The 25,246-nt window shown below is 61.5% G+C and carries 22 protein-coding genes and 2 pseudogenes; 17 read left to right on the top strand and 7 right to left on the bottom strand.

Features of this window, described 5'->3' with window-relative positions; translation table 11 throughout:
* The first annotated feature begins 8 nt into the window (after positions 1 to 8).
* Positions 9 to 575 (top strand): flavin reductase family protein, encoded by a 567-nt coding sequence (locus QOU61_RS27330; RefSeq protein ID WP_289654317.1) that lies wholly within the window; start codon positions 9 to 11, stop codon positions 573 to 575.
* 167 nt (positions 576 to 742) lie between these two features.
* Here the strand turns inward: QOU61_RS27330 and QOU61_RS27325 are convergent, their stop codons facing one another.
* Both QOU61_RS27325 and QOU61_RS27320 read right to left on the bottom strand, forming a co-directional pair.
* Positions 743 to 1,624, bottom strand: a complete 882-nt coding sequence (locus tag QOU61_RS27325; RefSeq protein WP_354142546.1) for a polysaccharide deacetylase family protein — start codon at positions 1,622 to 1,624, stop codon at positions 743 to 745.
* 13 nt (positions 1,625 to 1,637) lie between these two features.
* On the bottom strand, positions 1,638 to 2,753 hold the full coding sequence (locus tag QOU61_RS27320) for an LLM class flavin-dependent oxidoreductase (protein WP_289661793.1): 1,116 nt from the start codon (positions 2,751 to 2,753) through the stop codon (positions 1,638 to 1,640).
* Between the two features lie 196 nt (positions 2,754 to 2,949).
* On the opposite strand from QOU61_RS27320, the gene QOU61_RS27315 reads away from it, so the two are divergent.
* The 14 genes from QOU61_RS27315 to QOU61_RS27250 all read left to right on the top strand — a co-directional run bounded on the left by QOU61_RS27315 (position 2,950) and on the right by QOU61_RS27250 (position 18,227).
* Positions 2,950 to 3,825, top strand: coding sequence for an FAD binding domain-containing protein (locus QOU61_RS27315; RefSeq protein WP_289654315.1), 876 nt, complete (start codon positions 2,950 to 2,952; stop codon positions 3,823 to 3,825).
* Positions 3,822 to 4,307, top strand: coding sequence for a (2Fe-2S)-binding protein (locus QOU61_RS27310; RefSeq protein WP_289654314.1), 486 nt, complete (start codon positions 3,822 to 3,824; stop codon positions 4,305 to 4,307). Before QOU61_RS27315 ends, QOU61_RS27310 begins: the two co-directional genes overlap by 4 nt.
* The gene (locus QOU61_RS27305; protein WP_289654313.1) at positions 4,304 to 6,688 is read left to right on the top strand and encodes a xanthine dehydrogenase family protein molybdopterin-binding subunit; all 2,385 of its coding nucleotides are present in this window, start codon (positions 4,304 to 4,306) and stop codon (positions 6,686 to 6,688) included. The genes QOU61_RS27310 and QOU61_RS27305 overlap by 4 nt, the downstream gene beginning before the upstream one ends.
* A 49-nt stretch (positions 6,689 to 6,737) precedes the next feature.
* Positions 6,738 to 7,991 (top strand): ABC transporter substrate-binding protein, encoded by a 1,254-nt coding sequence (locus tag QOU61_RS27300; RefSeq protein WP_289654312.1) that lies wholly within the window; start codon positions 6,738 to 6,740, stop codon positions 7,989 to 7,991.
* A 49-nt stretch (positions 7,992 to 8,040) separates the two neighbouring features.
* Entirely contained in the window at positions 8,041 to 8,925 is an 885-nt protein-coding gene (locus QOU61_RS27295) for a branched-chain amino acid ABC transporter permease (protein WP_289654311.1), read from the top strand.
* Positions 8,926 to 8,948: 23 nt separating this feature from the next.
* Positions 8,949 to 9,926, top strand: coding sequence for a branched-chain amino acid ABC transporter permease (locus tag QOU61_RS27290; protein WP_502876981.1), 978 nt, complete (start codon positions 8,949 to 8,951; stop codon positions 9,924 to 9,926).
* Positions 9,923 to 10,693 (top strand): ABC transporter ATP-binding protein, encoded by a 771-nt coding sequence (locus QOU61_RS27285; RefSeq protein ID WP_289661790.1) that lies wholly within the window; start codon positions 9,923 to 9,925, stop codon positions 10,691 to 10,693. Before QOU61_RS27290 ends, QOU61_RS27285 begins: the two co-directional genes overlap by 4 nt.
* A gap of 4 nt (positions 10,694 to 10,697) precedes the next feature.
* Entirely contained in the window at positions 10,698 to 11,402 is a 705-nt protein-coding gene (locus tag QOU61_RS27280) for an ABC transporter ATP-binding protein (RefSeq protein ID WP_289661787.1), read from the top strand.
* A 532-nt stretch (positions 11,403 to 11,934) separates the two neighbouring features.
* Positions 11,935 to 12,918: an ABC transporter substrate-binding protein gene (locus tag QOU61_RS27275; RefSeq protein WP_289654309.1), complete on the top strand. Its 984-nt coding sequence runs from the start codon at positions 11,935 to 11,937 to the stop codon at positions 12,916 to 12,918.
* 63 nt (positions 12,919 to 12,981) lie between these two features.
* Positions 12,982 to 14,691 carry a dihydroxy-acid dehydratase gene (gene ilvD / locus QOU61_RS27270; protein ID WP_289654308.1) on the top strand — a complete coding sequence of 570 codons (1,710 nt, stop codon included), beginning with the start codon at positions 12,982 to 12,984 and terminating at the stop codon, positions 14,689 to 14,691.
* A gap of 73 nt (positions 14,692 to 14,764) precedes the next feature.
* Positions 14,765 to 15,610, top strand: a complete 846-nt coding sequence (locus QOU61_RS27265; protein ID WP_502876828.1) for an ABC transporter ATP-binding protein — start codon at positions 14,765 to 14,767, stop codon at positions 15,608 to 15,610.
* Positions 15,607 to 16,392 carry an ABC transporter permease gene (locus QOU61_RS27260; protein WP_289654306.1) on the top strand — a complete coding sequence of 262 codons (786 nt, stop codon included), beginning with the start codon at positions 15,607 to 15,609 and terminating at the stop codon, positions 16,390 to 16,392. The genes QOU61_RS27265 and QOU61_RS27260 overlap by 4 nt, the downstream gene beginning before the upstream one ends.
* Positions 16,389 to 17,156 (top strand): ABC transporter permease, encoded by a 768-nt coding sequence (locus tag QOU61_RS27255; RefSeq protein WP_289654305.1) that lies wholly within the window; start codon positions 16,389 to 16,391, stop codon positions 17,154 to 17,156. Before QOU61_RS27260 ends, QOU61_RS27255 begins: the two co-directional genes overlap by 4 nt.
* Positions 17,157 to 17,180: 24 nt before the next feature.
* Positions 17,181 to 18,227 carry a 2,5-dihydroxypyridine 5,6-dioxygenase NicX family protein gene (locus QOU61_RS27250; RefSeq protein ID WP_289654304.1) on the top strand — a complete coding sequence of 349 codons (1,047 nt, stop codon included), beginning with the start codon at positions 17,181 to 17,183 and terminating at the stop codon, positions 18,225 to 18,227.
* Here QOU61_RS27250 and QOU61_RS27245 read toward each other — a convergent pair whose 3' ends face one another.
* From QOU61_RS27245 to QOU61_RS27225, 5 genes are read right to left on the bottom strand one after another with little or no spacing between them, the layout of a single operon-like run.
* Positions 18,228 to 19,181, bottom strand: coding sequence for a 3-hydroxybutyryl-CoA dehydrogenase (locus QOU61_RS27245; RefSeq protein ID WP_502876827.1), 954 nt, complete (start codon positions 19,179 to 19,181; stop codon positions 18,228 to 18,230).
* A gap of 41 nt (positions 19,182 to 19,222) precedes the next feature.
* A complete protein-coding gene (locus tag QOU61_RS27240) occupies positions 19,223 to 20,317 on the bottom strand; it encodes an NAD/NADP-dependent octopine/nopaline dehydrogenase family protein (RefSeq protein ID WP_289654302.1) in 1,095 nt (364 codons plus the stop codon).
* Positions 20,314 to 21,849 (bottom strand): class I adenylate-forming enzyme family protein, encoded by a 1,536-nt coding sequence (locus QOU61_RS27235; RefSeq protein WP_289654301.1) that lies wholly within the window; start codon positions 21,847 to 21,849, stop codon positions 20,314 to 20,316. Before QOU61_RS27235 ends, QOU61_RS27240 begins: the two co-directional genes overlap by 4 nt.
* Positions 21,850 to 21,851: 2 nt before the next feature.
* Complete coding sequence (locus QOU61_RS27230) at positions 21,852 to 23,141, bottom strand: acyl-CoA dehydrogenase family protein (protein WP_289654300.1); 1,290 nt, start codon at positions 23,139 to 23,141, stop codon at positions 21,852 to 21,854.
* Positions 23,142 to 23,972, bottom strand: coding sequence for an alpha/beta fold hydrolase (locus tag QOU61_RS27225; protein WP_289661784.1), 831 nt, complete (start codon positions 23,970 to 23,972; stop codon positions 23,142 to 23,144).
* A 171-nt stretch (positions 23,973 to 24,143) separates the two neighbouring features.
* Here QOU61_RS27225 and QOU61_RS27220 point away from each other — a divergent pair.
* Together QOU61_RS27220 and QOU61_RS27215 are read left to right on the top strand one after the other, a co-directional pair.
* Positions 24,144 to 24,260, top strand: a pseudogene (locus tag QOU61_RS27220) (SDR family oxidoreductase); the annotation flags it as partial.
* A 44-nt stretch (positions 24,261 to 24,304) separates the two neighbouring features.
* A pseudogene (locus tag QOU61_RS27215) lies at positions 24,305 to 25,140 on the top strand (enoyl-CoA hydratase family protein).
* Positions 25,141 to 25,246 lie beyond the last annotated feature (106 nt).

The following is a 25,246-nucleotide window of genomic DNA, read 5'->3' as shown; positions in this document are numbered from 1 at the left end:
GGCCATCGATGGCTGACGCGCCCAAGAACCCCGCAACGCTAGATCCTGCCAGCGAATTGGCCAGCGGACACTCGCCGATTGATCCGCGGGATTTTCGCAATGCGCTTGGCTCCTATGCAACAGGTGTCACGATCATCACGGCTGCGGATTCCAACGGAAAGCCTGTTGGCATCACCTGCAATTCGTTTGCATCGGTTTCGTTGAATCCACCGCTCGTACTCTGGAGCCTGGTGCTCTATTCCTCGAGCCTGAGCACGTTCCAGAATGCCAGTCATTTCGCAGTGAATGTTCTTGGCCTGTCACAGGAGTCGTTGGCTGACAGGTTTGCGAAGTCGTCGAACGAAAAATTCGTCGGGGTCGACTGGAAGCCGGGCCTTGGCGACGCGCCGTTGCTTGCCGATTGCGTCGCGCACTTCCAGTGTCGTGCGGCCAATCGCTACTATGGTGGAGACCATGTGATTTTCCTCGGCGCGGTCGAGGCTTATTCCTACAACCGGAGGGAGCCGCTGCTGTTCGCGCGCGGAGGTTACGGGCGGTTTCTGGCTGGTGACCGTTCAACGGCCGGTAGATCATGAAGAACGAGCCGTCCAGGCGTACAAAACAGGGGCGGCGTTCTCCGGAAGATCGCTGCAAGGAGTTCGTGACGAAGGCAACGGAGTTTTTCGCGGAACAAGCCTTTGGCGGCGGCACGGGGCGCGCTGGCGCTTCGGTTGGGCGTCGGGCGATGAGGCTGGCCGGTTACTCAGCCCGCGTATTTCTTCATTTCGGTTCGATACCAGTCGCCGATCTGGCTTGCCGTCATCAGCGCTACGCCGTCGTGACCGACAACGTAGTCAAGCAGTGCTTCGAGATACTTGATGCGGTGCGGAACGCCGGTAATGTAGGGATGGATCGAGATCGCCATGATCCGGGCGTTCGTGGCGCCTTCCAGATAGAGCCGATCAAACTGGTCCGTGCAGCGCTTCAGGAATTGCTCTGAAGGAAGATGCTGCAGCGCGTGAATGACGATGTCGTTGGTTTCGACCGAGTAAGGGATGGTCGTGATGATCCCGTGGGGTGTCGGTACGTCCTGCGGCAGATCGTCGATCACCCAGTCCGCGACATACTCGATGCCGTTGAGACGCAACAAATCGAGCGTCTCCTCAGTTTCCGTCAGGCCAGGGCTCTCCCATGATCGCGGTGGTCTTCCGGTAAATCGTGCGATTGTTTCGACAGCTCGCCTTATTGCGTCGCCTTGATCGGCAAGCTTGTGCATCGGACCCTGCACGAAGCCGTGCCCCATGAACTCGAAGCCGGCTTCGCGTGCGGCGGAGGCGACGCGTGGATAGGCGTTACAGACGTTACCGTTTGCGGCCAACGTCACCGGAATGTTCCGATCGGTCAGCGCCTTGAACTGCCGCCAAAAGCCGGCGCGCATTCCGTATTCGTGCCATGACCAGTTCGGCACGTCAGGCAATAGCGGTTGGCCCATGGGCGGGCTCAACACCGTTCGCGGCATCGCATTCTCGATCCGCCATTCCTCGACATTGAGAATGACCCAGACCGCGAGCCGCTTGCCGCTGGGTAACACAAGCTTCGGTCGGTCAATCTGCGCCTGATAGGGGATACGATCGGAGAGTGCCACGGCGAACGTTTCCTCAATCGTTGAAGGGTTGGCTCCTGGAGCGTCTCGGGGCGCCAGCATTGACCTTTGGCATGACGTCTTCAGCCATCAGGATCATGGATCGACGCGCCAGTTCGCGGTCTTTCCAGTCCTTGCCTGCATAAAGAAGGATGCCAAATTCTCCGACCTCCGCCCGGAATGCCAGCAACTGGTCGGCGACGCTCTCAGGCGTGCCATGGATGATCAGTCTGTCGCAGATCATGTCGAGAGTCACCTCATGATCCGGCTGATCGCGCCTTGTTTTGAACAGGTCGATACGACCGCCCTTTTTCAGTTTGGTGAATAGTGAGCGGTAGTAGTAGACATAGGGCCCATTTGGATCGGTAGCGTAGGCTCTTGCTGTCGCGGCGTCCTTGGCAACGAAGATGCTCTTGGCAATGCGCCAGTTGGCGGGATCTGCAGCACGGCCGAGCCGCTCGCAGCCCTCGACATATTTCGGCCAGTGGGTCTTGACCCAGGCAGGCATCAGGAAATTCGCCGAGATCGGGTCCCAGCCGCGTGCGGCGGCTTCGCTGACGCCTTTGGAAAAGGGTGCAACGGCGGTCACGACGATTGGCGGATGCGGCCGCTGCAGCGGGCGTGCAATGACGCCTTGCCCGATGTCGGGTATCGACGTTCTCTGCGTCGAGATGTTCCAGTATTTGCCCTGGATGTTGTAGGGTGCTTCGCCTTCCCAGATCGCGAGCACCTGATTGATCGCTTCGACGAGCATCGCGTTGCGGTCGGCGTCCAGGTTACCGAACAGCTCCGCATCCGACAGCAGCCCACCGGGGCTGATGCCAAAGATCAGGCGGCCGTCAAGCATATGGTCCAGCATCGCAACGGTTGCTGCGACCGTTGCCGGATGCGTGTTCGGCATATTGATCGTGCCGGTGCCGAGCTTGATTTGCTTTGTTGCAGCGGCGATCCACGCCAGGAAAGCAACGCAGGAGGTGATGTTTTCCGCTCTGTCAGTGATGTGTTCGCCGACATAACCCTCAGTAAAGCCGAGTTCGTCGGCGAGCAGGAAGGCTTCCCGGTCCTCTTGCAACGACTGCCGCCAGTCCTTCTCCAAGGGATGGATGGGCATCGTGAAGAAACCCAAATTCATGATCCAGACCTCCCGATCCCCCGTTGCGTGGCGGGTCTTGCGTGCCCGGGCCGACGGTGCGTCGTCCACTGCCGCAAAACAAGGCCAAAAGTCTATCCTTGGAAATAATCGGCCGATAAACAAAACTTGACGTTTCAACATGACCACCTTCTAATCCGGCTAAACATGCCAAAATCCGGCCGGGGAGGTCACGCCGATGAAGGCCTCGGCTTTCAGCTACGCGCGGGCAAGAAGCGTCGAGGACGCGTTGACGCTGCTTGCTGAGCATAGCGAGAAGGCGAAGGTCCTTTCTGGTGGCCAAAGCCTGATGCCGGCCCTGAACCTCCGCCTTGTCTCGCCTGACCTGATTGTCGACATTGGCGGCGTCGACGAACTGCGTGGCGCAACTGTCAGGGGCGATACCCTCGCGATTGGCGCGCTCACACGCCATGCCGACCTGCTGCGGTCGCCCGAGATCCGGCTGCACGCGCCGCTGTTGTCCCAGGCGGCCCCCCATATCGCGCATCCTGCGATCCGCAACCGTGGAACGATCGGAGGCAGCCTGGCCCACGCCGACCCGGCGGCGGAGTTGCCCGCCTGCATGCTGGCGCTGGACGCCACCATGATCGTGCGCAGTCTGGCCGGCGAGCGCCGTCTGGCCGCTAGCGATTTTTTCAAGGGCATCTATGAGACGGCCCTGTCGCCGGAGGAGTTGCTCGTCGCCGTCGAGCTGCCGATTCGCAAGAGCGCTGCGCAGTACTTCAATGAATTCGCGCGCCGCCACGGCGACTATGCCATTGCCGGCGTCGCTGCGCAGGCGCTGCTGGGTAAGGAAGTCTTCCACGACCTGCGGATCGCACTCTTCGCCATTGGTGATCGGCCGGTACTGGCCAGGTCCACGGCTGATCTCGTCGACAAAGTTGTTACGCAACCCCTTGTAACCGACGTGGCCGCGGCGATCGCCGATGAGCTTGATCCGCCCGATGATCAGCAGGCTTCGCCCGCCATGCGGAAGCAATTGGCGAGAGTGCTGATCGCACGCTGCATTTCGACATTGCTCGACCGTCCCGACCTCGATGCGAGGGCCGCGTGACCGGCCCGATAGCGATCTCTCTCGATGTCAACGGCGAGCGCGTGGACGCCCAGGTTTTGCCGCGTCTCAATCTTGCGGACTTCCTGCGCGAGCATCTGCAGCTGACGGGCACGCATGTAGGCTGCGAGCACGGTGTATGTGGCGCCTGCACGGTGCGCGTCAATGGCGAGATCGTGCGTTCATGCCTGACGCTGGCGGCGCAGGCCGACGGTTCGTCCGTCCAGACCATCGAGGGCGTGGCTGACAGTGGAGAGATTGCTGACCTACAGGCTGCGTTCCGCGATCGCAATGCACTGCAATGTGGCTATTGCACGCCGGGCATGCTGATGACCGCGCAGGACTTGTTGCGCGAGGAGCCTGAGCCCAGCCGCGACCGTATACGCGAGCACCTCTCGGGCAATTATTGCCGATGCACCGGCTATCAGGCGATCGTTGATGCTATCGAAACGACGGCGCGCTTGCGGCGGGAGCGCGCGCGATGAGTCCAAAGCCAGCGATGCTGTCAGTATTGGACCAGCCGAACTCCTATATCGGAAAGGTTGTGCCTCGGCCCAATCTCGATCGTCTGCTGCAAGGGAGAGGTCTCTATGTCAGCGACCTCGAATTGCCACGGATGGGCCACGTGGTGTTCGTTCGCTCGCCGCATGCGCATGCAAGGATCGTGGCAATCGACGCCGCTGCGGCGAAGGCGGGGCCCGGCGTCATTGCCGTCGTCACCGGCGAAGAGCTTGCCGCGACCATAACGCCCTGGGTCGGTGTGCTTTCGCACCTGAAGGGACTGAAGTCGGCGCCGCAAAGCGCGATCGCCATCGACCGGGTGTGCTGGCAGGGCGAAGCCGTAGCCGCGGTTGTCGCAACAAGCCGTGCAGCTGCAGAGGATGCGGCGGAAAGGGTTCTTGTCGAATATCAGGAACTCGAGGCGGTAACGGACATGCGTACCGCGCTCGATCCGGAAACTCCAGTCATCCATTCGTCGCTCGGTGACAACCTCGCTTTCGAGCGCAATCTTGATGCTGGGGAGGTCGATCAGGCGTTTGCCGCCTCGGATGAGGTGATTGAAGCCGAGTTTGTGTTCGGCCGGCATACCGGGGTGACGCTGGAGCCGCGTGCGGTGGTTGCCGATTGGAATGCCGGCGAAGGGCGGCTGACGATCTATCAGGGCACGCAAGCGCCGCACATGGTTCAGAACATCGCGGCGCTGCATCTTGGGCTGCAGGAATCGCAGGTGCGCGTGGTTTGCAAGGATGTCGGCGGCTCCTTCGGTATAAAAGTCCACATCTACGCCGACGAGATGGCGACCTATGCGCTTTCAAAATTGTTGCGTCGGCCAATCAAGTTTGTGGCTGACCGGATCGAGAGCTTCAACACCGACATTCACGCGCGGGATCACCGTTGCAGAGGCCGAATCGGTGTCAAGCGGGATGGCGCCATTCTGGCCTTCGAGATCGATGATCTCACGGGCATCGGGCCGTACTCGATGTATCCGCGCACGAGCGCGATCGAGGCGAACCAGGTGGTCAACCTCGTCGGGGGCCCCTATACGACGAAAAACTATCGCGCGCGGGCGCGCGTGGTGTTTCAGAACAAGAACGTGACGTGCCAATACCGGGCCGTTGGTCATCCGGTCGCCTGCTCGGTGACCGAAGGCCTCGTCGATCTCGCGGCGATCAAGATCGGAATGGATCCCGCTGAAATTCGTCGCCGTAATCTGATTGGCGATGACGCCTACCCTTGCGTGTCCCCGGCGGGGTTGCGCTTCGAGAGCCTGTCGCATCATGCTTCGCTCAACAAATTGCTTGCGATGATGGGCTATGAACGCCTGCGCGCCGAGCAGGCGGAATTGCGCCGCAGCAATATCCATCGCGGCATCGGGATTGCCGCGTTCATTGAAGTGACCAATCCCAGCGCGGCCTTTTACGGCGTCGGCGGAGCCCGGATTTCGTCGCAGGACGGCGTTGCAGTACGTTTGGACGCGCAGGGATCGGTGATCTGTCAGACGAGCATAACCGAGCAGGGGCAGGGGTCGGAATCGCTGACCGCGCAGATCGTGGGTAGCGTGCTTGGCGTCCCGATGGAGCGGGTCCGCGTGATCCTGGGCGATACCGACAATACGCCGTATGGCGGCGGCACGTGGGCTTCGCGTGGCGCTGGTATCGGCGGCGAGGCTGCTCTTCAAGCGACCAAGATCCTGCGCAACAACATTCTCGACGTCGCCGCGGCCATCCTGCAGGCGACCTCCGCCGAGCTGGACATTGCCGGTGCAATGGTGGTGAACGCGATCGACGGTTCGCCACGGATAGAGCTGAAGGAACTGGCTCGCATCGTGTATTTTCGGCCGGACACGCTGCCGCCGGGCATCCAGCCCGAGCTGATGGCAACGCGGCATTTTGTGCCCCGCGAATATCCCTTTGCCTTCACCAATGGCCTGCAGGCTTCGTGGCTCGAGGTCGATACCGACACCGGGTTCATCAAGCTGCTGAAGCACTGGGTCGTGGAAGACTGCGGCACCATCATCAATCCGCAACTGGTCGACGAGCAGATCAGAGGTGGCGTGGTGCAAGGGCTCGGGGCGGCGCTGTTCGAGAAGTGCATCTATGACGAGCGCGGGCAGCTGACCAATGCCAATATGGCGGACTACCTGGTTCCGATGTCGGGGGAAATGCCCGATATCGATGTCGGTCATGTCGTGTCGCCGACCCGCGAGAGCGAGCTGGGCGCCAAGGGCGCGGGCGAGGCCGGTACTGCCGGTGCCGCGGCCGCGGTGACCAACGCCGTTAATGATGCGCTTCGGCCATTCGGTACTATAGTCACAGAGATTCCGCTTACACCGCAGGTTATCCTGTCGGCATTGGGGCGGATCTGAAAGCCCGCGCCTAAGAAACCAACGAGGCTGTTCTGGGGAGGATGCAGGAATGACCAGGAAGATGATCAAATCGGCGCCGATCACGCGCCGCCGCGTGCTCGCGACCGTCGGCGCGGGGGCGATAGTCGCGGCGTCTCCTTTCAGGATCAACCTGCTTCAGGCGGAAGAGACGCCCATCAAGATCGGCTTTCCCGTTCCCCTGACGGGCCCCTACGGCACCGAGGCGCAGGATCAGGTGCGTGCTGCCCAACTCGCGATCGCCCAGTTTAACGATGCGGGCGGTCTTAGTGGGCGCAAGGCCGAACTGGTCGTGCGCGACGACAAGCTCAATCCGGGGGAAGCCGCGACGCGGACACTGGAGCTGGTCGAAAAGGAGAAGGTGAATTTTGTCGTCGGCAGCCTGTCTGCCGCGGTGCAGCTCGCGATCAACAATGTCACCAAGGAGCGCGGCATCATCTTCAATTCGATCAGCCAGTCTGACGCGATCAACGAAGCTGCCGACTTCAGCAAGTATACCTTTCACGAGGCCTTGAATCCACACATGACATCCGGCGCGGTCGGACGTTACGCCTTCTCGAAATTCGGCAAGAAGGTCGCCTTCCTGACTGCCGATTATGCCTACGGTCATGAGATGGTGCGCGGCTTCCTCGAAGTCGGCAAGGCCTTCAACATCGAGAACCTCGGCGACATCCGTCACCCGCTCGGGACATCCGATTTCTCCACGCTGCTGCCGCGTATCCAGGCGCTGAAGCCGGACATTCTCTGCATCAGCAATTTCGGCCGCGATCAGCAGATCGTACTGCGGCAGGCGACCGATTTCGGAATCAAGAAGACGACCCAGATCATTGCCCCGCTGCTCTCGCATGCGAGCCGCGTTGCGGCCGGACCGCAGGCCTTTGAAGGTGTGATCGGTGGCTGTTCATTCTATTGGGGCATCGAAGACAAGTACGCCTCCACCAAGGCCTTCAACGAAGCCTTCAGAAAGATGTACGATGGCAAGCTGCCCACCGACTACGGTGCGCTCGGCTACGGCGGGGTACGGACTGTGCTGAGCGCCGTCAAGGATGCCGGCAGCGTAGATACCGACAAGGTGATAGCCGCCATGGAGGCGCTGAAATACGACTACTACAAGGGTCCGCAATACTATCGCAAATGCGATCATCAGTCGGTGCAGTCGGTCCTGGTTATCAAGTCCAAGTCATCCAATATGAGGAACGAGTCGGATGTCTTCGAGGTGCTCTCCACGGATGAGCCTAACGAAGCAACCCTCCGCACCTGTGCTGAGCTTGGTCACAAGGCCTGAGCCGAACAGAGCTTCGGCTTGACGTGCGCATGCCGATTTTGGGGAGAAAATGGCGGGTCTGAGCTTCGATCTTGTCGCGCTTCAACTGTTCGCCGGGCTCGCGCTCGGCGCGATCTACGTGTTGTTCGCGATCGGCCTTTCCTTGATCTTCGGCATGCTTACCGTGGTGAACTTTGCACACGGGGCGTTCTATATGGTCGGCGCCTATGCCGGTCTCTATGTTCTGATGCTTGGCGGCAATTTCTGGCTTTGCTTGTTTGCCGTGCCGCTTGTAGTGGGATTGTTCGGACTTCTGGTTGAACGCTTCCTGATCAGGCCGCTCTACGGGCGGGGCATCGACTATCCGCTGCTACTGACCTTCGGGCTCAGCTACGTCATGGTCGAACTGGTTCGTATTGCTTTCGGGAAGACCGGTTATCCCTTCGATACGCCGGAAATCCTGCAAGGTGCGGTCAACATCGGGGTCGGTTATTTTCCGCTCTATCGCCTTTTCGTAATCGGGGCCACCGCAGCAGTGCTGCTGGCCCTTTGGCTGTTCCTGGAGAAGACCAGCTTCGGGCTCATTGTCCGGGCGGGCGCGCGCGATCCGCAGATTGTTCGGGTGCTCGGCGTCGATGTGGCAAGGGTCTGGTTGATCGTGTTCGGGATCGGCACGGCCATTGCCGGCTTTGCCGGTCTGCTGGCCGCACCCTTGCAAGGCGTTATCCCCGAAATGGGCGCTACCATCCTTGCGGAAGCCTTCGTGGTCACTGTGGTCGGTGGCATGGGATCGATCGGTGGGGCCGTGCTTGCCGGGCTCCTGGTCGGTGTTGTCGTCAGCATGACGTCGCTGATTGCGCCAGAGATGGCCAAGGTTTCGATTTTTGCTTTGATGGCTGTTGTCTTGATCGTGCGACCGCAAGGTTTCTTCGGCCGTGCGGGACTGCTCAGTTGAGGTGACATCTCGCGATGAATGAGATGACCCAATCGCTGCAGCGGACCCAGACACGGATGACGAACTGGTTGGACTTCGCTACGCGCCATCGTGCCAGCCTGGCAAGTCTGGTGGTCCTCGTTTTCCCGCTCGTGATGCCGTTTTCAGCGCTCGCGGTGAATATCCTGATCTATGGGCTGTATGCGCTCGGATTCAACCTGGTTTACGGCTACCTCGGGTTGTTGTCCTTCGGACATGCGGCGCTGTTCGGAACGGGGGCCTATCTTTGCGGCATCGCCATCGTGCACCTTGGGTTGCCCTGGTACGCAGCGATAGCGATCGGCATCGTCGCAGGACTTCTGATGGCGGCCGCGATTGGCGTGCTGGCGATCCGAACTCGCGGGATCTATTTTGCCATGGTCACGATGGCGCTGTCGCAATGCGTCTACTACCTGTTTTATCAGGCGGTCGATTGGACCGGTGGTGAGAACGGGCTGCGTGGCATTAATGTCCGCACCATTGATCTGTTCGGACTGAAGCTTGATTTCATCAATCCGCTGACGCGCTACTATGTCATCGCGGCCTTCGTGATTGCTGCGTTTTTTGTGTTGTCGCGTATCCTTGCATCGCCGTTCGGTGCGGTGATTGAAGCGGTGCGAGAAAACGAGGTTCGTGCGCGCGCATCGGGCTATAATGCCACGTTGACGCGCTTGATTACCTTTGTGCTGTCCGGCGGCTTCTGCGGGTTGGCTGGCGCTCTGCAAGCCTTGCATTTGTCCATCGTGCCGATCGAAATCCTGCACTACGACACCTCGGGCATCGTCGTCATGATTGCGCTGCTTGGCGGTATGGGTACGTTTTTCGGGCCGATGATCGGAGCGGCGACGTTCCTGCTGCTGGAAAACCTGGTCTCGGTCTGGACTGTGCACTGGCAGCTCGTCGTCGGAGCCATTTTCATGATGTGCGTGCTGTTCTTTCCGTCCGGCATCTGGGGCACGCTGATCGCACGGGTCAAGCCATGACCCCGACTGTTCTGCCGGCGCAATCCGCCATCCTGCGCACCAAGGGTGTCGGCAAGATGTTCGGCAAGTTCGTCGCACTGAGGGATATTTCGGCCGAGTTCAACCGCGGCGCAATTACCTCGATTATTGGCCCGAATGGGGCAGGCAAGAGCACGTATTTCAATCTGCTGTCAGGAGCGTTCCCGCCCTCGACGGGAACTGTGGAGTTCGAGGGCAGGGATGTAACGGGTCTGCCGCAGCATCGTTTCGCCCATATGGGAATCGCAAAATCGTTCCAGATCACCAATGTGTTTCCGCAGCTTTCCACGCGCGAGAATATCAGGGTTGGGCTGCAGGCCCTGGTTTCGCGCTACGACCTTTGGCGGCCGCGGGCCCGCCTTCGCGAACTGACCGAGCAGGCTGACGAGCTGCTGCGCCTCGTGGGCTTGTGGGAGGCGCGCGAGCGTTCGGCCAGGACACTGGCACATGGTGAGCAGCGAGCACTCGAGATCGGCATGGCGCTCGCAAGCCGGCCGCGTTTGCTGCTGCTTGACGAGCCGACCGCCGGCATGAGTCCGGAAGAGACCCGCACCATGATGGACCTGATCGTAAAGCTTGCAGCCGAGCGCACGGTCATTCTGGTCGAACACAAGATGAAGCTGGTGCTCGGGATCAGCGATCGTATCCTGGTACTTCATCACGGCGAATTGCTTGCCGAAGGCACGCCGCAACAGGTTCGTCAGAACGAGGCGGTGAAGCGTGTCTACCTTGGCCAGCGCGAGCACTGAACCGATGCTGCAAGTCCACCATCTCGACGCCTGGTATGGTGCAAGCCACGTGCTGCAGGATATCAGTATTGAGGTCGGCAAGGGCGAGATCGTCTGCCTGATTGGCCGCAACGGTGCAGGCAAGACCACGACGCTCAAGTCGATCATGGGCCTGATGGACCGAACACGTGGTTCGGTGAGTTTCAAGGGCCAGGAACTCTTGAACCGGCCCGCCCACATGCGCTTTGCCCTGGGTCTTGCCTACGTTCCTGAGGAACGACGCATCGTGCAAGGGCTGTCGGTCCGGGAGAATCTTCGGCTCGGACTTGTCGCTTCGCCTGAGAAGAAGAAAGAGATCACGCTGATCGATGGAATCGCCAAGATATTTCCACGCCTGGCCGAGCGCCTTGACCAGGACGCGATGACCATGTCGGGTGGGGAGCAGCAGATGCTTGCGATCGCGCGAGCCATGATCGCGAAGCCTGCCCTCATCATGCTCGACGAACCGTCCGAGGGGATCATGCCGGTCCTGGTCGACGAGATGTTCGCCCTGTTCCGGACCATGAAGGCGCAGGGAACGACTCTGCTGCTGGTCGAGCAGAATGTCGAGCTGGCGCTCGATATCGCGGACCGCGCCTATGTAATGGATCAGGGGACGGTGGTCCATCAGGCTTCCGCACGGGAGCTCCTGGCCAATAGCGAGATCAAGGAGCGCTATTGCTCAGTCTGAGCGGCGGGACTGCGCTCAGGATTGGCTGTTCCGACATCCTGATCCCCGCTTTATTTTTGTTCGAGGGGAAGGTGGGCGAATGTTTTGATGTTGGCGGTGTTGTACGTTGCAACGCAACCTGAATCCGGGATGTTCTCATGCGGACACTGATAGCCGCCCTCGGCGTCGCCACGATCGGCCTCTTGTGCGTGATGGCGCCGGCCCGGTCGGAGTCGGTCACCCCCGCGGCTGGCGCGAAGATTTCGCATGTTCCCAAGGGCCGCTTTAGTCCCGTCGTGCGGCACGGCCGGTCTGTACTGACACCTCTCTCCCCACCGGGTCCGGCGAAGGCGAGTGATCCCCGATATCAGCAGATGTGGGATCCGTGTCAGGTTGAAGGCTGAACAAGCTCAAGTTGCCTGCGAAGCAGGGACTTGCCGTACCCAGCCGCCGCTGACGGACGCCTGCGGCGGCTTGCCTAACTATTTGAACCATGAAACATTTACCCACTTAGCGTGCGGCAGCTACCGTCGCCAAAGAGGAGTGGGGGACTATGCGTTTGGGTGGGAAGTGGGGTCTTGCGGCTGGAATGCTGGTCGCTCTGCTTGGGGCGTCGAACGCTTCGCACGCGCAGCAAACGATCCGCGTTGGCTGGACAATCCCGGCAGAGGAATCGAAATACTGGATGATGCGGCGACCCGCGGAATTCCCTGACCTCGGCAAGACCTACAACATCGAATGGACGCAGTTTCAGGGCACCGCGCCCATGACGCAGGCGCTTGCCGCCGGGGCACTCGACTGTGCGACCCAGGCGCCGCTGTCGCTCGCCAACGGCGTCGTCGGCGGCAACCTGAAGGCCTACATCGTGGCGCAGCATGTGTTCGAGAAGCCGGGCGGCTTCTCGGTTTATTGGGCGGTTCTGGACAACTCGCCGATCAAGACCATCGCTGACCTGAAGGGCAAGACTATCGGCATTTCCGTGATCGGCGGCGGAACCCAAGGGCCCTTCAACATGCTGCTGAAGCAGAATGGCGTCGATCCGGCCAAGGACATCAAGCTTGTCGAGGTCGGTTTCGCTGTTTCGGAAGACGCGCTCCGGCAGGGTCGCGTCGATGCGGTCAATATGAACCAGCCGTTCGCGGCGCGCGCGGAGGCCAAGGGCGGCACGCGCAAGCTGTTCTCGCTGTCGCAGGCGATGCCGAATATCGTCCATATCCTGGAAGCCTGCCGCGCCGACTTCGTCGACAAGAATCCTGATCTGGTAAAGGCTTATGTCCGCGACATCACTTCCGGCATGAAGAAGGCGTTGGCCAATCGCGACGAGACTCTAAAAGTGGTTTCTGAGGTGCTGAAGGCGCCCGTACCGGTGCTCGACACCTATCTGCTCAAGGACAACGATTTCGGCAGGGATCCAGGCGCGGCGCCCAACTTTGCCGCGATCCAGAAGATGTTCGACATCTATGCCGAGACGGGGATGCTGCCGAAGATGGACGTATCCCAGTTCAAACATCCGACCATCGTCGCTCCGCTGCAATAGCGCCGGCTGCTTTCGGTTGATGTCGATCGTTAAAGGTCGAGGTTTTCGGAAGGGACCGCGCGCATGACGAAAAGGCGATCCCGTGTAACGATTGACGGGCTCGACCGGGCGCCGCACCGCGCTTTCATGCGGGCGATGGGGCTCGACGACGCGGCGCTCGAAAAGCCGATGGTCGGGGTGGTCAGCATGAAGGGCGAGCAGACGCCCTGCAACATGACCCACGATTTCCAGGTCGAGGCGACCAAAGCGGGAATTGCCGAGGCTGGCGGAACGCCGCGCGAATTCGCCACGGTCTCCGTTTCCGATGGCATCAGCATGAATCATGAGGGCATGAAATTTTCCCTCTTTTCACGCGAACTGATCGCCGACTCCATCGAGGCTGTCGTTCACGGTCTTGCCTACGACGCCCTGATCGGCTTCGGCGGCTGCGACAAGACGCTCCCGGGCGTGATGATGGGGATGATCCGCTGCAATGTTCCCTCGATCTTCATCTATGGGGGCAGTGCACTGCCGGGAAAGCTCGGCGGGCGAACGTTGACGGTGCTCGACTCCTACGAAGCCGTCGGCAGCTTCATGACCGGTGAGATCGATCAGACGACGCTGGCCGCGATCGAGCGGTCCTGCCTGCCCACGATTGGCGCCTGTGCCGGACAGTTCACCGCCAACACCATGGCGATGGTTTCCGAGGCGATGGGACTGACCATCCCCAACGTCTCGATGATTCCGGGCGTCTATGCGGAGCGGGCACAGGCTTGCCGCCGGGCCGGACGCTTGGTGATGCGAATGCTGGAACAGGGGGGACCGCTTCCCCGAGAGATCGTTACGCGGAAGTCGCTGGAAAATGGCGCAGCCGTCGTGGCCGCGACCGGAGGTTCGACGAATGCGGCGCTCCACCTGCCGGCGATCGCCAACGAAGCCGGGATTGCCTTCAGCCTCGACGATGTTGGCGAAGTGTTCGCGCGGACGCCGTTGATCGGCAACCTGCGGCCAGGCGGCAAATACACCGCCAAGGACGTTTACGATATCGGCGGAACTGCAGTCATCATCCGAGCGCTCATCGAAAGCGGTCATATTGACGGATCCTGTCTAAGCGTGACGGGCAGGACGCTTGCCGAGGAATATCGCGATGCCAACGCGCCCGATGGCGACGTTATTCATTCGGTGTCCAAGCCGATCATGGCGGACGGGGGCGTCGCCGTGCTCAAGGGCAATCTCTGTCCCGACGGCGCAGTCATCAAGGTTGCCGGCCTGAAAAGCCTCGTCTTTGAAGGCGTTGCGCGTGTCTTTGAAGACGAGGAAGCATGCGTCAAGGCGGTTCGTAACCGACACTACTCAGCAGGCGAGGTGCTGGTGATCCGCAATGAGGGGCCGGTCGGCGGTCCCGGAATGCGCGAGATGCTGGGTGTCACTGCGTTGATTTATGGACAGGGCATGGGCGAGAAGGTTGCACTCATCACCGATGGCCGATTTTCCGGCGCCACGCGCGGCATGTGTATTGGCTATGTTTCACCGGAGTCCTTTGTTGGGGGGCCGCTGGCCCTGGTCCGCGACGGCGATCGGATCAGGATTGATGCCGGCGCGCGGCGCATGGACCTCTTGATCGACGAGCGCGAGTTTGCCGAACGGCGCAAGGCCTGGAAGCCGCGACCGCCGCGTCATCGGGCAGGGGCGCTTGCCAAATATGCAAGGTTGGTCGGTCAGGCGCCCGGCGGGGCCGTAACCCATGAAGGGCCGGCCGAATGGCCGTGGTTCGACGGGGCGGACAGCAATTGAATGGCGCGAAATCCTGCCTCGCCACAAGATGCCAGTCTTCGTATGTTGCCTCTGAGGAAAAAGAGCTAGGCATATGAACGTGTTGTCATCGCGATCGGATCGTCAGGCTAAGCCCGCGCCGGCGTCCGGGCCGAAGAGTGCGATGATCGAGATCGACCATGTCTCGCAGGTGTTCCAGACCTCCGCGCGCCAGGACCATGTGGCGCTTTCCGATATCTCGCTGACTATCGAGGACGGTGCTTTCGTTTCGATTCTCGGCCCTTCCGGCTGCGGAAAATCGACGCTGCTTTATATCGTCGGCGGCTTCGTGAGCCCGACGCGCGGGGCAGCAAGGATGACGGGTAAGGCGATCACCGGACCGGGTCCGGATCGTGGGCCGGTGTTCCAGGAATTCGCGCTGTTTCCCTGGAAGACTGTGCTCGGCAACGTGATGTATGGTCCACGCCAGCAGGGCGTCAGGCTTGCTGAGGCCGAAGCGCAAGCGCGCGCGCTGATCGAAATGGTCGGCCTCAAGGGATACGAGGACTTCTACCCGAAGGAATTGTCCGGCGGCATGAAGCAGCGCGTCGCGCTGGCGCGCACGCTCGCTTACCATCCCGCGGTGCTCCTGATGGACGAACCGTTCGGCGCGCTGGACGCGCATACCCGCACGCGATTGCAGAACGATCTGCTCAATATCTGGGAGCGTGACCGCAAGACCGTACTTTTCGTGACGCATTCGGTCGAGGAGGCGGTATTCCTCTCGGACAAGGTCGTGATGATGACGCGCTCTCCCGGTCGCATCCGGCAAATCATCGATATCGACCTGCCGCGTCCGCGTCGCCGCACCGAGCTCCTGCTTGACCCTGCCTACCAGAAATACGTCGTCGATATCGAGCGCATGTTCGACGATAGCGACGGGGACGGAGCAGCCCCATGAGTATCGGGCAAACATTCCTGTCACGAGCCGCGCCCCTGGTGGCCTGCCTGGCCTTGCTTGCGGGGTGGCAGGTGACTTCGCTTGCCCTGCACAATGACAGTTTCCCCACCGCGACCGAAGCCATTCGCGCAATCCCGGTCATTCTGGCCGATAAGGACACGCTGACGAATTTTGCGGCCTCGTTGCGACGGATGGCCCTCGGCTTTGGCGCCGCAGTTGTGCTGTCTATTCCGCTCGGCTTGGTGATGGGTCGCAGCCGCGCCGTGAACGCGTTCTTCAATCCGCTCTTGATGGTGATCTACCCGGTGCCCAAGGCGGCGCTGATGCCGATCATCATGCTATGGCTGGGGGTCGGCGATCTCGCCAAGACTCTCGTGATCTTCCTGGGCGTCAGCCTGCCGGTGATCTACCACAGCTTTGAGGGCGCCAGGGCGGTTGAAGAAAAGATGATTTGGTCAGGCGCTGCCATGGGCCTGTCCCCGGCACAACGCTTGATCCGGATCGTGTTGCCGGCCGCCTTGCCGGAAATCCTCACCGGTTGTCGTACCGGGCTTGTGCTGGCGCTGATCACCATGATTACGAGCGAAATGATCGCGCGTCAGTCCGGTGCAGGAAATATCCTCTTCAATGCGCTCGACATGGGGCAATATGATACCGTGTTTGCCATGATCATCATCATCGGTGCACTGGGGATCGTGCTGGACGCGTCGTTCGAGCGGCTGCGAGCACGCCTAGTGCGGTGGTCGGAGCCGCAATTCGATCTGCCGTTGAGTTTTTCATGAACGCGCGAGTCGTCACAAACGACATCCTTATTGGGCTGGTGCCGATCGCATTGTTGATTGCGGTCTGGCAAGGGTTGGTGTCGTTCGGCTATGCGCCAGCGACCCTGCTTCCGCCGCCGGGACTAGTGTTCGTGCGTCTGCTCGAACAGTTGACGACCGTCACCTTCGAGCAGGAGATCGCAGCCACGCTGTTTCGGCTTTTTGCCGGATTTGCGATTGCCGTCGTCCTTGGCGTATCGATCGGCCTAGCGGCGTCGGCAAGTCCGGCGGTGAACGCGGTCGTGCGGCCGATCGTGCGGGTGCTGGCTCCTCTCCCGAAAGTGGCACTTTATCCCGCGTTGCTGCTGTTGCTTGGATTCGGTCACGAGTCGAAGATTACCCTCGTTGCTGCCGACGCCTTGTTTCCGATCCTGCTATCCACCTACTACGGCGCTTCCACAGTGGAACAGAAGCTGGTCTGGTCGGCTATGGCGGCCGGCACGCCGCCGCGGGAGATCTTGTTCAAGGTGGTGCTGCCGGCGGCTATGCCTTCGATTCTCACGGGTTGCCGCATCGGACTCGTGATTTCCTGCATTGTGGTGTTTCTCGCGGAGATGATCACCTCGACCGATGGCCTCGGTCATGTTCTGGTAACCGCAGCCCGCACCTTTCAGGCTGTCGACATGTTCGTGCCGCTGATCACGATCTCGCTGCTGGGCCTGATCCTCAACGGCGCCCTGGAGGCGCTGCGGGCTTATTTGTTGCGTGGGTTTCCGGACGTTTGATGCTGGTGAGAGAAGGAAGACAGAATGCTGGCGGATCGCATCGAAGCAAAGTGGATCGACGCTTTCTGTGAGATCTTCGACCGTTGCGCCGTGAAACCGGGCGATACGGCGGCGATCCTGTCGGAAACCCAGTCGCGGGCCCTCAATGTCCACCTTGCCGAGCTCGCACTGTTGCGCATGGGAGCAAAGCCTTTTCACCTCATCGTTCCAACGCCCCGCAACCGGCAGGTGGTTCCGATTCGTTCAACCGGCGCTAGCGAGGCGATCCAGCGACTGGCCCCCGTCGTCTCGGCGTTGCAGCAGGCCGGCTTCGTGGTGGACTGCACGATCGAGGGATTGATGCACGCGGTGGAGACTCCGGAAATCCTCAAGGCTGGGGCGCGCATCCTCGTGGTCTCCAACGAACACCCGGAAGCCTTGGAGCGCATGGTTCCTGACCCGGCGCTGGAGAAGCAGGTGAGGGCGGCGGCAAGGATGCTGCGTAGTGCGAAGCGCATGCGCGTGACCTCGAAGGTGGGTACCGATCTCGATATCGACATGACGGGCGCATCGACGGTCGGAGTCTGGGGCTGGACCGACAAGCCGGGCACGCTGGCGCACTGGCCGGGAGGCATTGTCGTCAGCTTTCCCAAAAGCGGAACGGTCAACGGAACCCTGGTGATGGCCGCGGGCGACATCAATCTCACCTTCAAGCGCTACCTGACCTCACCGGTCAGGCTGACGCTGAAGGACGACTACGTCGTTGATCTCGCCGGAGAGGGGACCGATGCCGCGATGATGCGCGCGTATCTTGCGGCCTGGGGCGACCGCGAAGCCTATGCCGTGTCCCATGTCGGTTTCGGCATGAACCCGCGGGCACGCTACGAGGCGCTGTCGATGTATGACCAGCGCGATACCAATGGCACGGAGCTGCGCGCGGTGGCCGGGAATTTTCTGTTTTCCACCGGCGCCAACGAATTTGCGGGACGCTATACCGCCGGACATTTCGATCTGCCGGTCATGGGCACGACGATCGAGGTTGACGGCACCCCTGTGGTGCGCGACGGCGTTCTGCAGGACGTCTTTGGCTAGTTAGTCCTTGTCGAGCACCGGCGGCCGCGCCAGGGCGAAGTGCCTGAGCATGTCGACCATGGCCGCAAGGCGCCGCTCGCGATAGGCTTCGATATCAAGGTCGGAATAGTCGAGGAAGCCAGCGCCAGTGCGCAGGCCGATCCGACCCTCCCGCATGTTGCGCAAGATCACCTCGGGCGCGCGGTAGCGCTCGCTGCCCAAGGCGCCTTCGAGATAGCGGCTTGCGTAGTAAAGAATATCTCCGCCGCCCCAATCGATGAACTCCAGAAGTCCCAGCACGGCGTAGCGGAAGCCGAAGCCGTATCGGATGGCCTTGTCGATGTCCTCGGCACTGGCGACGCCCTCCTCGACCATCCTGGCAGCCTCGTTCATGGCAAGCGCTTGGATACGCGGCACGATGAAGCCGGGCGTCGCTGCACAGATGACTGGCACTTTGCCGATGTCTTCGAGCAGTGCTTTTACCCTTGCGACGACCGCTGGATCGGTTGCGGCTCCCGGCGAAACTTCGACCAGCGGTATCAGGTAGGCCGGGTTCAGCCAGTGCACGTTGAGAAAGCGTTGGGGATGCGCGATAGCTCCGGAGAGATCGTCGACAAGGATCGTTGAAGTGGTGGAGGCGATGACCACGCCGGGCGCGACCTGCCTTGAAGCGGCCCGCAGCACCGCGCGTTTCAGTTCGACGACTTCGGGCACGCCTTCGAATACCAGCCCGGCGGTTGCGAGCGCTTCAGCGCTTTGCCCGGAAGACACGACTTTCACCTTGGCCATCACGGCATCGGCATCGCTACCCTGCATCAGCCCGAACCGGGCGAGGCTCGCGAGCGTCGATTTGACCTCGCCAAGCGTCTCGGCTTTCAGTTCTTCGAATTGTTCGCCAGAACGTCCGTCCTTGACATCGATCAGGGTAACGGGATGGCCGGCATAAGCGAATGCCACGGCAATGCCGCGGCCCATGCGGCCGGCGCCGAGGCAGGCGATCGACATACGTTGAGCCGTCATTCGTCGAAACCCTCGCGCAGCAACCGCTGCAGCCGGCTGCGATCGAACCCACCGAACCCCAGGCTTGCAAGCGTGCGGCCGCCGGCCGCAAAGTCTTCGGCGCAGATTGCGCTGCCAATTGCAAGAAACGATCTCGCCAACGGTGTTGCGACGCCGGCCACCTCTGCAACCGAAATCAGAAATGACAGGCCCAGCCGCAGATCCTCGCGCATGTAGCGATGCTCCGTCAGGATGAGTGGTTCGCGCCAATCGCCGGAATCAGTCAGGCGATCATGCGAACCGCGGCCGTACATCCAGATCTCGCCATCGTTCGCGTAGTGATGGGCCAGTGGAAAGTGAGGGGCGCCGTAGCCGAGCGCCTCGCGCACGGCGATGCGTTCGGCGTCGAGCGCGTCGGTAACCCGTCTGATCGCTGTCTGAGTGCCCTCCTTGTGGATGTCCCAGCGTTCGAAATGCTCGATAGGGCCGGCATTCATGACGATCAGAGGCGGGTGGATGATCGGCCCGGCGTTCATCAGGGCGCCGGACAGCACATCGCCACACGGTTCGATCACGCCGGGAAAAGCCTTCTCGATCACGGCCAGCGTGCGGGCAGCCTCCCTCGATGGGAACACGCCGACCGGCAATCGTTTGGCGCGCACTGTGATCGCGACCTCGAACGGACCATGCTTGCGGGCAAGCCAGGGCAGGGTTCCGGTTTCGGCAAAGCTGGCTTTGGCGCGATTGCCGACGGCACGTGCGGCGGACGCAAAGATCATCGAGCCGAGCGTGCCTGGCGGCAAAAAAACCACCTGGCCGTCGGCCAGATGCGGCGCAAGTGCGCCGGCGATATCGTGCTGAGCAAAGGCAGGGGCGGGGCAGAGGATTAGTTCGGCACCGCCGATCGCCTCCGCAATATCGTTTGTGACGAGCGTGAGCCGCACGTCATGCCGCCCGTTGACGTCCTTGACGGTGACGTGCGATCCCCCGGCACGGTGCGCAGCGACGGCATCGCGGTCTCGCCGCCAAAGCCGCACGTCGTGACCTTGAAGCGCGAAATCGCCGACGGCCGCGAAAGAACCGTTACCGCCTCCGAGAACCGCTATCTTCACGAATTGCCTCCCCGAACCATTTCAGCGTCGAGTTGCTTCAGCTTGAAGTGCTGGACCTTGCCGAGCGCGGTTCGCGGCAGGTCTGCAACGAAGATGATCTCGCGTGGCACCTTGAAGCGCGCGAGTTGTGCCTGCACGTGAGCTTTCAGGTCATCAGCCTCGGCCTGATGGTGGCCGTTCCTGCGGATCACGTAGGCGACCGGGACCTCTTGCCAACGCGGATCGTCGCGGCCGATGACGGCGCATTCGGCAACATCCGGATGCTCCTGCAACACGCGCTCGACCTCGGCCGGATAGATGTTCTCGCCACCGGAGATGACCAGGTTCTTCTTGCGGTCGCGCACCCAGAAAAAGCCGTCGATATCCCGCACGGCGATATCGCCCGTCCTGTACCAACCGTCCTGCAATGCTTCGCGCGTCGCGCCCTCATTTCTCCAATACTGGACGAAGACGTTGGGACCGCGCACCACGATCTCACCGACCGTGCCCGACGGCACCTCGTTGCCGGCGTCGTCGACAACGGCCGCTTCGCAGCACAGGCCGGGCAGACCGGTCGATCCTTCTCGCTCCGGGTCCCCACCAATGCGCGTGTAGACTGCGATTGGGCAGGTCTCGGTCGAGCCGTAGACCTGCAGCACGGGCACGCCGCGCGTCGTGATGCGATCGATCAGGGGTTGCGGAACGATGGTCGAGCCGGTTGCGACCGCTCGCAGCGATGACAGGTCGCTCGTTAGCCATTCGGGATGCTCCGTGATCGCCTGAATGGTCGCGGGAACGAGGACGGTCAGGGTGGGCCGGTCCCGCGCGATCGCGGCAAGTGTCGCCTCAGGCGTGAACCGCGAATGAATGGTGACGGTCGCCCCATGATGCAGTGCCGGCGTGGTCTGAATATTCAGTCCGCCGACATGGAAGAAGGGCAGCACGGTCAATATGTGGTCGTCGGAGGTCAGGCCGTGCATGTGCTGGCTCATCACGCCATTCCACAACAGGGCTTCCTGCAGAAGTACCGCGCCCTTCGGTCGCCCGGTCGTGCCAGATGTGTAGACGATCAGAAGAGGGCAGGAGAGATCTGCACGGGCAGTGCCGAGGCCACCGGAGCCTTCTTCGAGCAGCCGTTCGAATGCGACGCCTTTCCCGGGCGAGAAATCAAGGCCCACAATGGCTGTGTTCGGCAGGCTCTGCTCCAGGACGGGAACGACCGCAGCGAAGGCCCGCTCGAGTACAAGCACCTTGATGGCGGCATCGGACAGGATGAAGGACTGCTCAGTGACGGCAAGACGCCAGTTCAACGGCACCAGAATGGCGCCCAGTCGCGCGCATGCGTAGAGCAGCGTCAGATAGTCGGGCCGATTGAGACTCAGGATTGCGACGCGATCGCCACGGCCGACGCCAAGTTCATATTGCAACGCCCGCGCGGTTTGCTCGATGCGCGCTGCAAACGCAGCATAGCTCAGCGTGGTGCCTTCAAAACGAAGGGCAGGCTTATTCGGGGCAAAGGCGGCATTGCGCGCGATCAGACTGGAGAGGTCCACCGTCAGTCATCCGTTTCACCGGGCTCATACAGTGCCTCGCGACCGATGCGGTCGAGACAGAGCTCGGCTGTCCACGGCAGCATCAGCGAGCCGCAGCGGCTGTCGCGATAGATCCTTTCCAGCGGCAGCGATTTCAACATCGCCTGTCCGCCGCAGGTTCGTATCGCGAGCGCCGCAAGTTCGTTGGCGCCTTCCATGACGGAGTATTGCGCCGCATAGGCCCGCAGCACCTGCTCCTTGGTGGGATTGGCGCGCGCCTCGGAGACCGCCTGAAACCAGATCGCCTTGATCTGCTCGAGCTTGATCTGCATCTGGGCGACCGCGATCTGCTTGGTGGGATACATCCGCCGCTTCGCTGGCGGCGTGCCGGGAATTTCACCACGCAGATACCGCACTGTGAAGTCATAGGCCGCCTGGGCAAGGCCCATATAAGTCGGCGACAGCGTCAGGAACATATGCGGCCAGCGCTGCGCGGCCTGGAAATAGACCCCGCGCGGCATGAGCGCCGCATCCTCCGCTACAAACACATCCTTGAACAGCAGCGTCCGGGACACAGTCCCACGCATGCCCAGAGGATCCCAATCGCCGACCACGGAGACACCGTCGGCTTTTGCGGGCATCGCAAGATAGAGCGTGTTGCGCCGAGAGACTTTCTCGCCTTCGACGATTTCGGTACAGAGCACACCGTAATAGTCGGCATGCCCCGAGAGCGATGCAAATATCTTCTTGCCGTTGACGATCCAGCCGCCGGCGACAGGCTTCGCCTCGGTCCCGAAGGCGACGCCGCCGGCGGCGGCCGCGCCACCTTCCGAAAACGGTTGCGAGTAGATGGCGCCGTCATCAACGATGCGTTTGTAGTGGACCGCCCGGCGCCGCTCATGCTCGGCGCGGGTCGTCACGTCCATGTCGAGATCGTCGGCGAGCGGGCCGGACCACAGAGTGGAACAGACGTGCATGTTCCAGGTCAGCGCGGTGGCACCGCAGTAACGGCCGATCTCGGCGGCCGCCAGCGAATAGGTCTGATAGTTGGCGCCGAGACCGCCATGCTTGGATGGGATCGAAATACCGAGCAGACCTGCGCGGTGGAGATCCCTGTAGTTCTCGGTAGGAAACGTGGCGTCGCGGTCGTAGGCCGCTGCGCGGCCCGCAAATATGGTTTGGCCAAGCTCCCGGGCGCGCGCAATGATTGCTGCCTGCTCGGCGTTGAGGCGAAAAGCTTCGGGATCGAAGATCGGTGCGTCCAGCGCGGTGTTGCCTGCCGCGGTCATGGTGCTTTTGATCTGCGCCGTCATCTACGCTGTCACCGCGATGGTCTTCAGGAATTGGTCGATCGCCGTATTGAACGCTCGGGGCCGCTCGAGATTGACGAGATGGCCGACGCCGTCAAGCTCGACATATTCTGCGGAAGGGATGTAGGTCGCCATCTTGGCCATCATGGGGGCGGGCGCGTTCTTGTCTCTCGAGCCCGACAGCAGCAGGGTCGGCACCCGAATGTCCTTCAGCGCGTGCCGCAGATCAAACCCAAGCAGGGCCAGCATGGACGCGCGATAGCTTGCTTCGGGAACGTTCGCCATGCAGTCGCGGGCAACCGCAAGGCCGGCGGCTTCCGCGTCATCGCCGATCAGTTCGGCGACCAGCTTCGGCGCCAGCGAAGCCAGCGACTCGCCGCGATCGAGCGGGCCCAGCCGAGCGTCGATGAACTGCTTCTGCCATTCGCCGTCAGCCCGGCCGAAGGCGGGACTTGTCTGAGCCAGGACGACAGCCGCGGAGCCCTGCGGATTCTGCGTCAGCCATTGCTGCACGATCATGCCGCCGATCGAGTGCCCGACCAGGATTGGCTTCGTAGATCCGATCTGCCGCAGAAAATCCTGCAGTGCGTCGGCGAGCGTCATGATGCTCACGCGCGCGAGCGGCGCTGAGCCGCCATAACCCGGCATATCCCAGGCAACGGTATGGTAGCGATCGCCGAAAGCGTCCAGTTGGCCGCGCCACGCCCGGGCTGCTCCGCCAATGCCGTGAAGAAAGACCAACGTCCGTTTGCCGGGATCGCCCGCGGCCTCGTAGGCGAAGCGTCCGTTTCCGGTCTTCTTCGGCGTCGAAGCAGGCACGCAAATGTCTCCCATCACGACCAACTCATCGATGCTAACAGGCCCGCCGAGGATGGGAAGCGGAAACTTTATGTTTAAAGCAATTCGGCCGGGTTTTCGTCTCCTCCCTTGCCGTGCAATGCGGTCGTCGCGCATTTCTTGCAAGAGCTTCAAGTATAAAATATATCCGGGCCGACGCCGATGAAGCCACTGGGGAGGTCCGTGACGCCAGCCGAGGTGGCCGACGCCGTGCCGTGGCTATGTGGAGAGAATGCAGGGGCGATCACCGGCCAGGCCGTCGCGGTTGCCGGCGGCGAGGTTTGAAGGCATCGCAACGCGATCACGACAATTGTGCGAGGAAAAGTGAGATGAGCAGACCAGCCAATCCCGTGACCTTGCCGCTAGCGGACTATTCGCCCGAGCACTTCCTGCTGGCGGTGACTGAGGGCGTGGCAACCGTGACGCTCAATCGCCCCGAGCGCAAGAATCCGCTCACCTTCGATAGCTACCGCGAACTGACCGACCTCTTCCGTGCCTGTGCGTTCGACGACGAAGTCAAGGCCATCGTGGTGACCGGCGCAGGCGGCAATTTTTCCTCTGGTGGAGACGTGTTTGAGATCATCGGTCCGCTCGTGAAGATGGACACCAAGGGGCTGACGGCTTCACGCGCATGACCGGCGATCTCGTCAAGGCGATGCGGGCGTGCCCGCAGCCGATCGTCGCGGCCGTCGAAGGGATTTGCGCCGGCGCTGGCGCCATCGTCGCGATGGCGTCGGACATGCGTCTGGCAGCGACCGGCGCCAAGGTCGCCTTCCTGTTCAACAAGGTGGGACTGGCGGGCTGCGACATGGGTGCCTGCGCGATCCTGCCACGCATCATTGGGCAATCGCGGGCGTCGGAGTTGCTCTATACCGGGCGCTTCATGACCGCGGAGGAGGGCGAGCGCTGGGGCTTCTTCAGCCGGATCGTGACGCCCGAGCATGTGTTGACGCAGGCCCAGGGCCTGGCGCGGCAGGTGGCAGAAGGACCGAATTTCGCCAACACGATGACCAAGCGCATGCTGGCGATGGAATGGGCGATGTCGGTGGAAGAGGCGATCGAGGCCGAAGCCGTGGCGCAGGCGCTCTGCATGACAACGGCCGATTTCGAGCGTGCCTTTATCGCCTTCTCCAACAAGGTGAAGCCGTCCTTCCAGGGCAATTGAGCCGCCGGTCCCCGTTCGGCGGAGACTTGTCAGCAGATATTTTAGATTTAAAGTATCTGCTGCTCCGATCGCCGGAAGAAGCGTGTCGGTGGAGGCTTCATATGGA

Source organism: Bradyrhizobium sp. NP1, from assembly GCF_030378205.1.
GTDB lineage: Bacteria > Pseudomonadota > Alphaproteobacteria > Rhizobiales > Xanthobacteraceae > Bradyrhizobium.
Note: the sequence above shows the minus strand (reverse complement) of the source record. Positions and strands in the feature narration are given on the sequence as shown.

Excerpts from the sequence above, each read along its gene's own strand:
- QOU61_RS27320 (WP_289661793.1), bottom strand. The coding sequence starts at position 2,753 with ATGAATTTGGGTTTCTTCACGATGCCCATCCATCCCTTGGAGAAGGAC.
- QOU61_RS27290 (WP_502876981.1), top strand. The coding sequence starts at position 8,949 with ATGACCCAATCGCTGCAGCGGACCCAGACACGGATGACGAACTGGTTG.
- QOU61_RS27260 (WP_289654306.1), top strand. The coding sequence starts at position 15,607 with ATGAGTATCGGGCAAACATTCCTGTCACGAGCCGCGCCCCTGGTGGCC.
- QOU61_RS27285 (WP_289661790.1), top strand. The coding sequence starts at position 9,923 with ATGACCCCGACTGTTCTGCCGGCGCAATCCGCCATCCTGCGCACCAAG.
- QOU61_RS27275 (WP_289654309.1), top strand. The coding sequence starts at position 11,935 with ATGCGTTTGGGTGGGAAGTGGGGTCTTGCGGCTGGAATGCTGGTCGCT.
- QOU61_RS27315 (WP_289654315.1), top strand. The coding sequence starts at position 2,950 with ATGAAGGCCTCGGCTTTCAGCTACGCGCGGGCAAGAAGCGTCGAGGAC.
- QOU61_RS27250 (WP_289654304.1), top strand. The coding sequence starts at position 17,181 with ATGCTGGCGGATCGCATCGAAGCAAAGTGGATCGACGCTTTCTGTGAG.
- QOU61_RS27225 (WP_289661784.1), bottom strand. The coding sequence starts at position 23,972 with ATGGGAGACATTTGCGTGCCTGCTTCGACGCCGAAGAAGACCGGAAAC.
- QOU61_RS27295 (WP_289654311.1), top strand. The coding sequence starts at position 8,041 with ATGGCGGGTCTGAGCTTCGATCTTGTCGCGCTTCAACTGTTCGCCGGG.
- QOU61_RS27265 (WP_502876828.1), top strand. The coding sequence starts at position 14,765 with ATGAACGTGTTGTCATCGCGATCGGATCGTCAGGCTAAGCCCGCGCCG.
- QOU61_RS27245 (WP_502876827.1), bottom strand. The coding sequence starts at position 19,181 with ATGGGCCGCGGCATTGCCGTGGCATTCGCTTATGCCGGCCATCCCGTT.
- QOU61_RS27280 (WP_289661787.1), top strand. The coding sequence starts at position 10,698 with ATGCTGCAAGTCCACCATCTCGACGCCTGGTATGGTGCAAGCCACGTG.
- QOU61_RS27305 (WP_289654313.1), top strand. The coding sequence starts at position 4,304 with ATGAGTCCAAAGCCAGCGATGCTGTCAGTATTGGACCAGCCGAACTCC.
- QOU61_RS27300 (WP_289654312.1), top strand. The coding sequence starts at position 6,738 with ATGACCAGGAAGATGATCAAATCGGCGCCGATCACGCGCCGCCGCGTG.
- QOU61_RS27330 (WP_289654317.1), top strand. The coding sequence starts at position 9 with ATGGCTGACGCGCCCAAGAACCCCGCAACGCTAGATCCTGCCAGCGAA.
- ilvD (WP_289654308.1), top strand. The coding sequence starts at position 12,982 with ATGACGAAAAGGCGATCCCGTGTAACGATTGACGGGCTCGACCGGGCG.
- QOU61_RS27255 (WP_289654305.1), top strand. The coding sequence starts at position 16,389 with ATGAACGCGCGAGTCGTCACAAACGACATCCTTATTGGGCTGGTGCCG.
- QOU61_RS27230 (WP_289654300.1), bottom strand. The coding sequence starts at position 23,141 with ATGACGGCGCAGATCAAAAGCACCATGACCGCGGCAGGCAACACCGCG.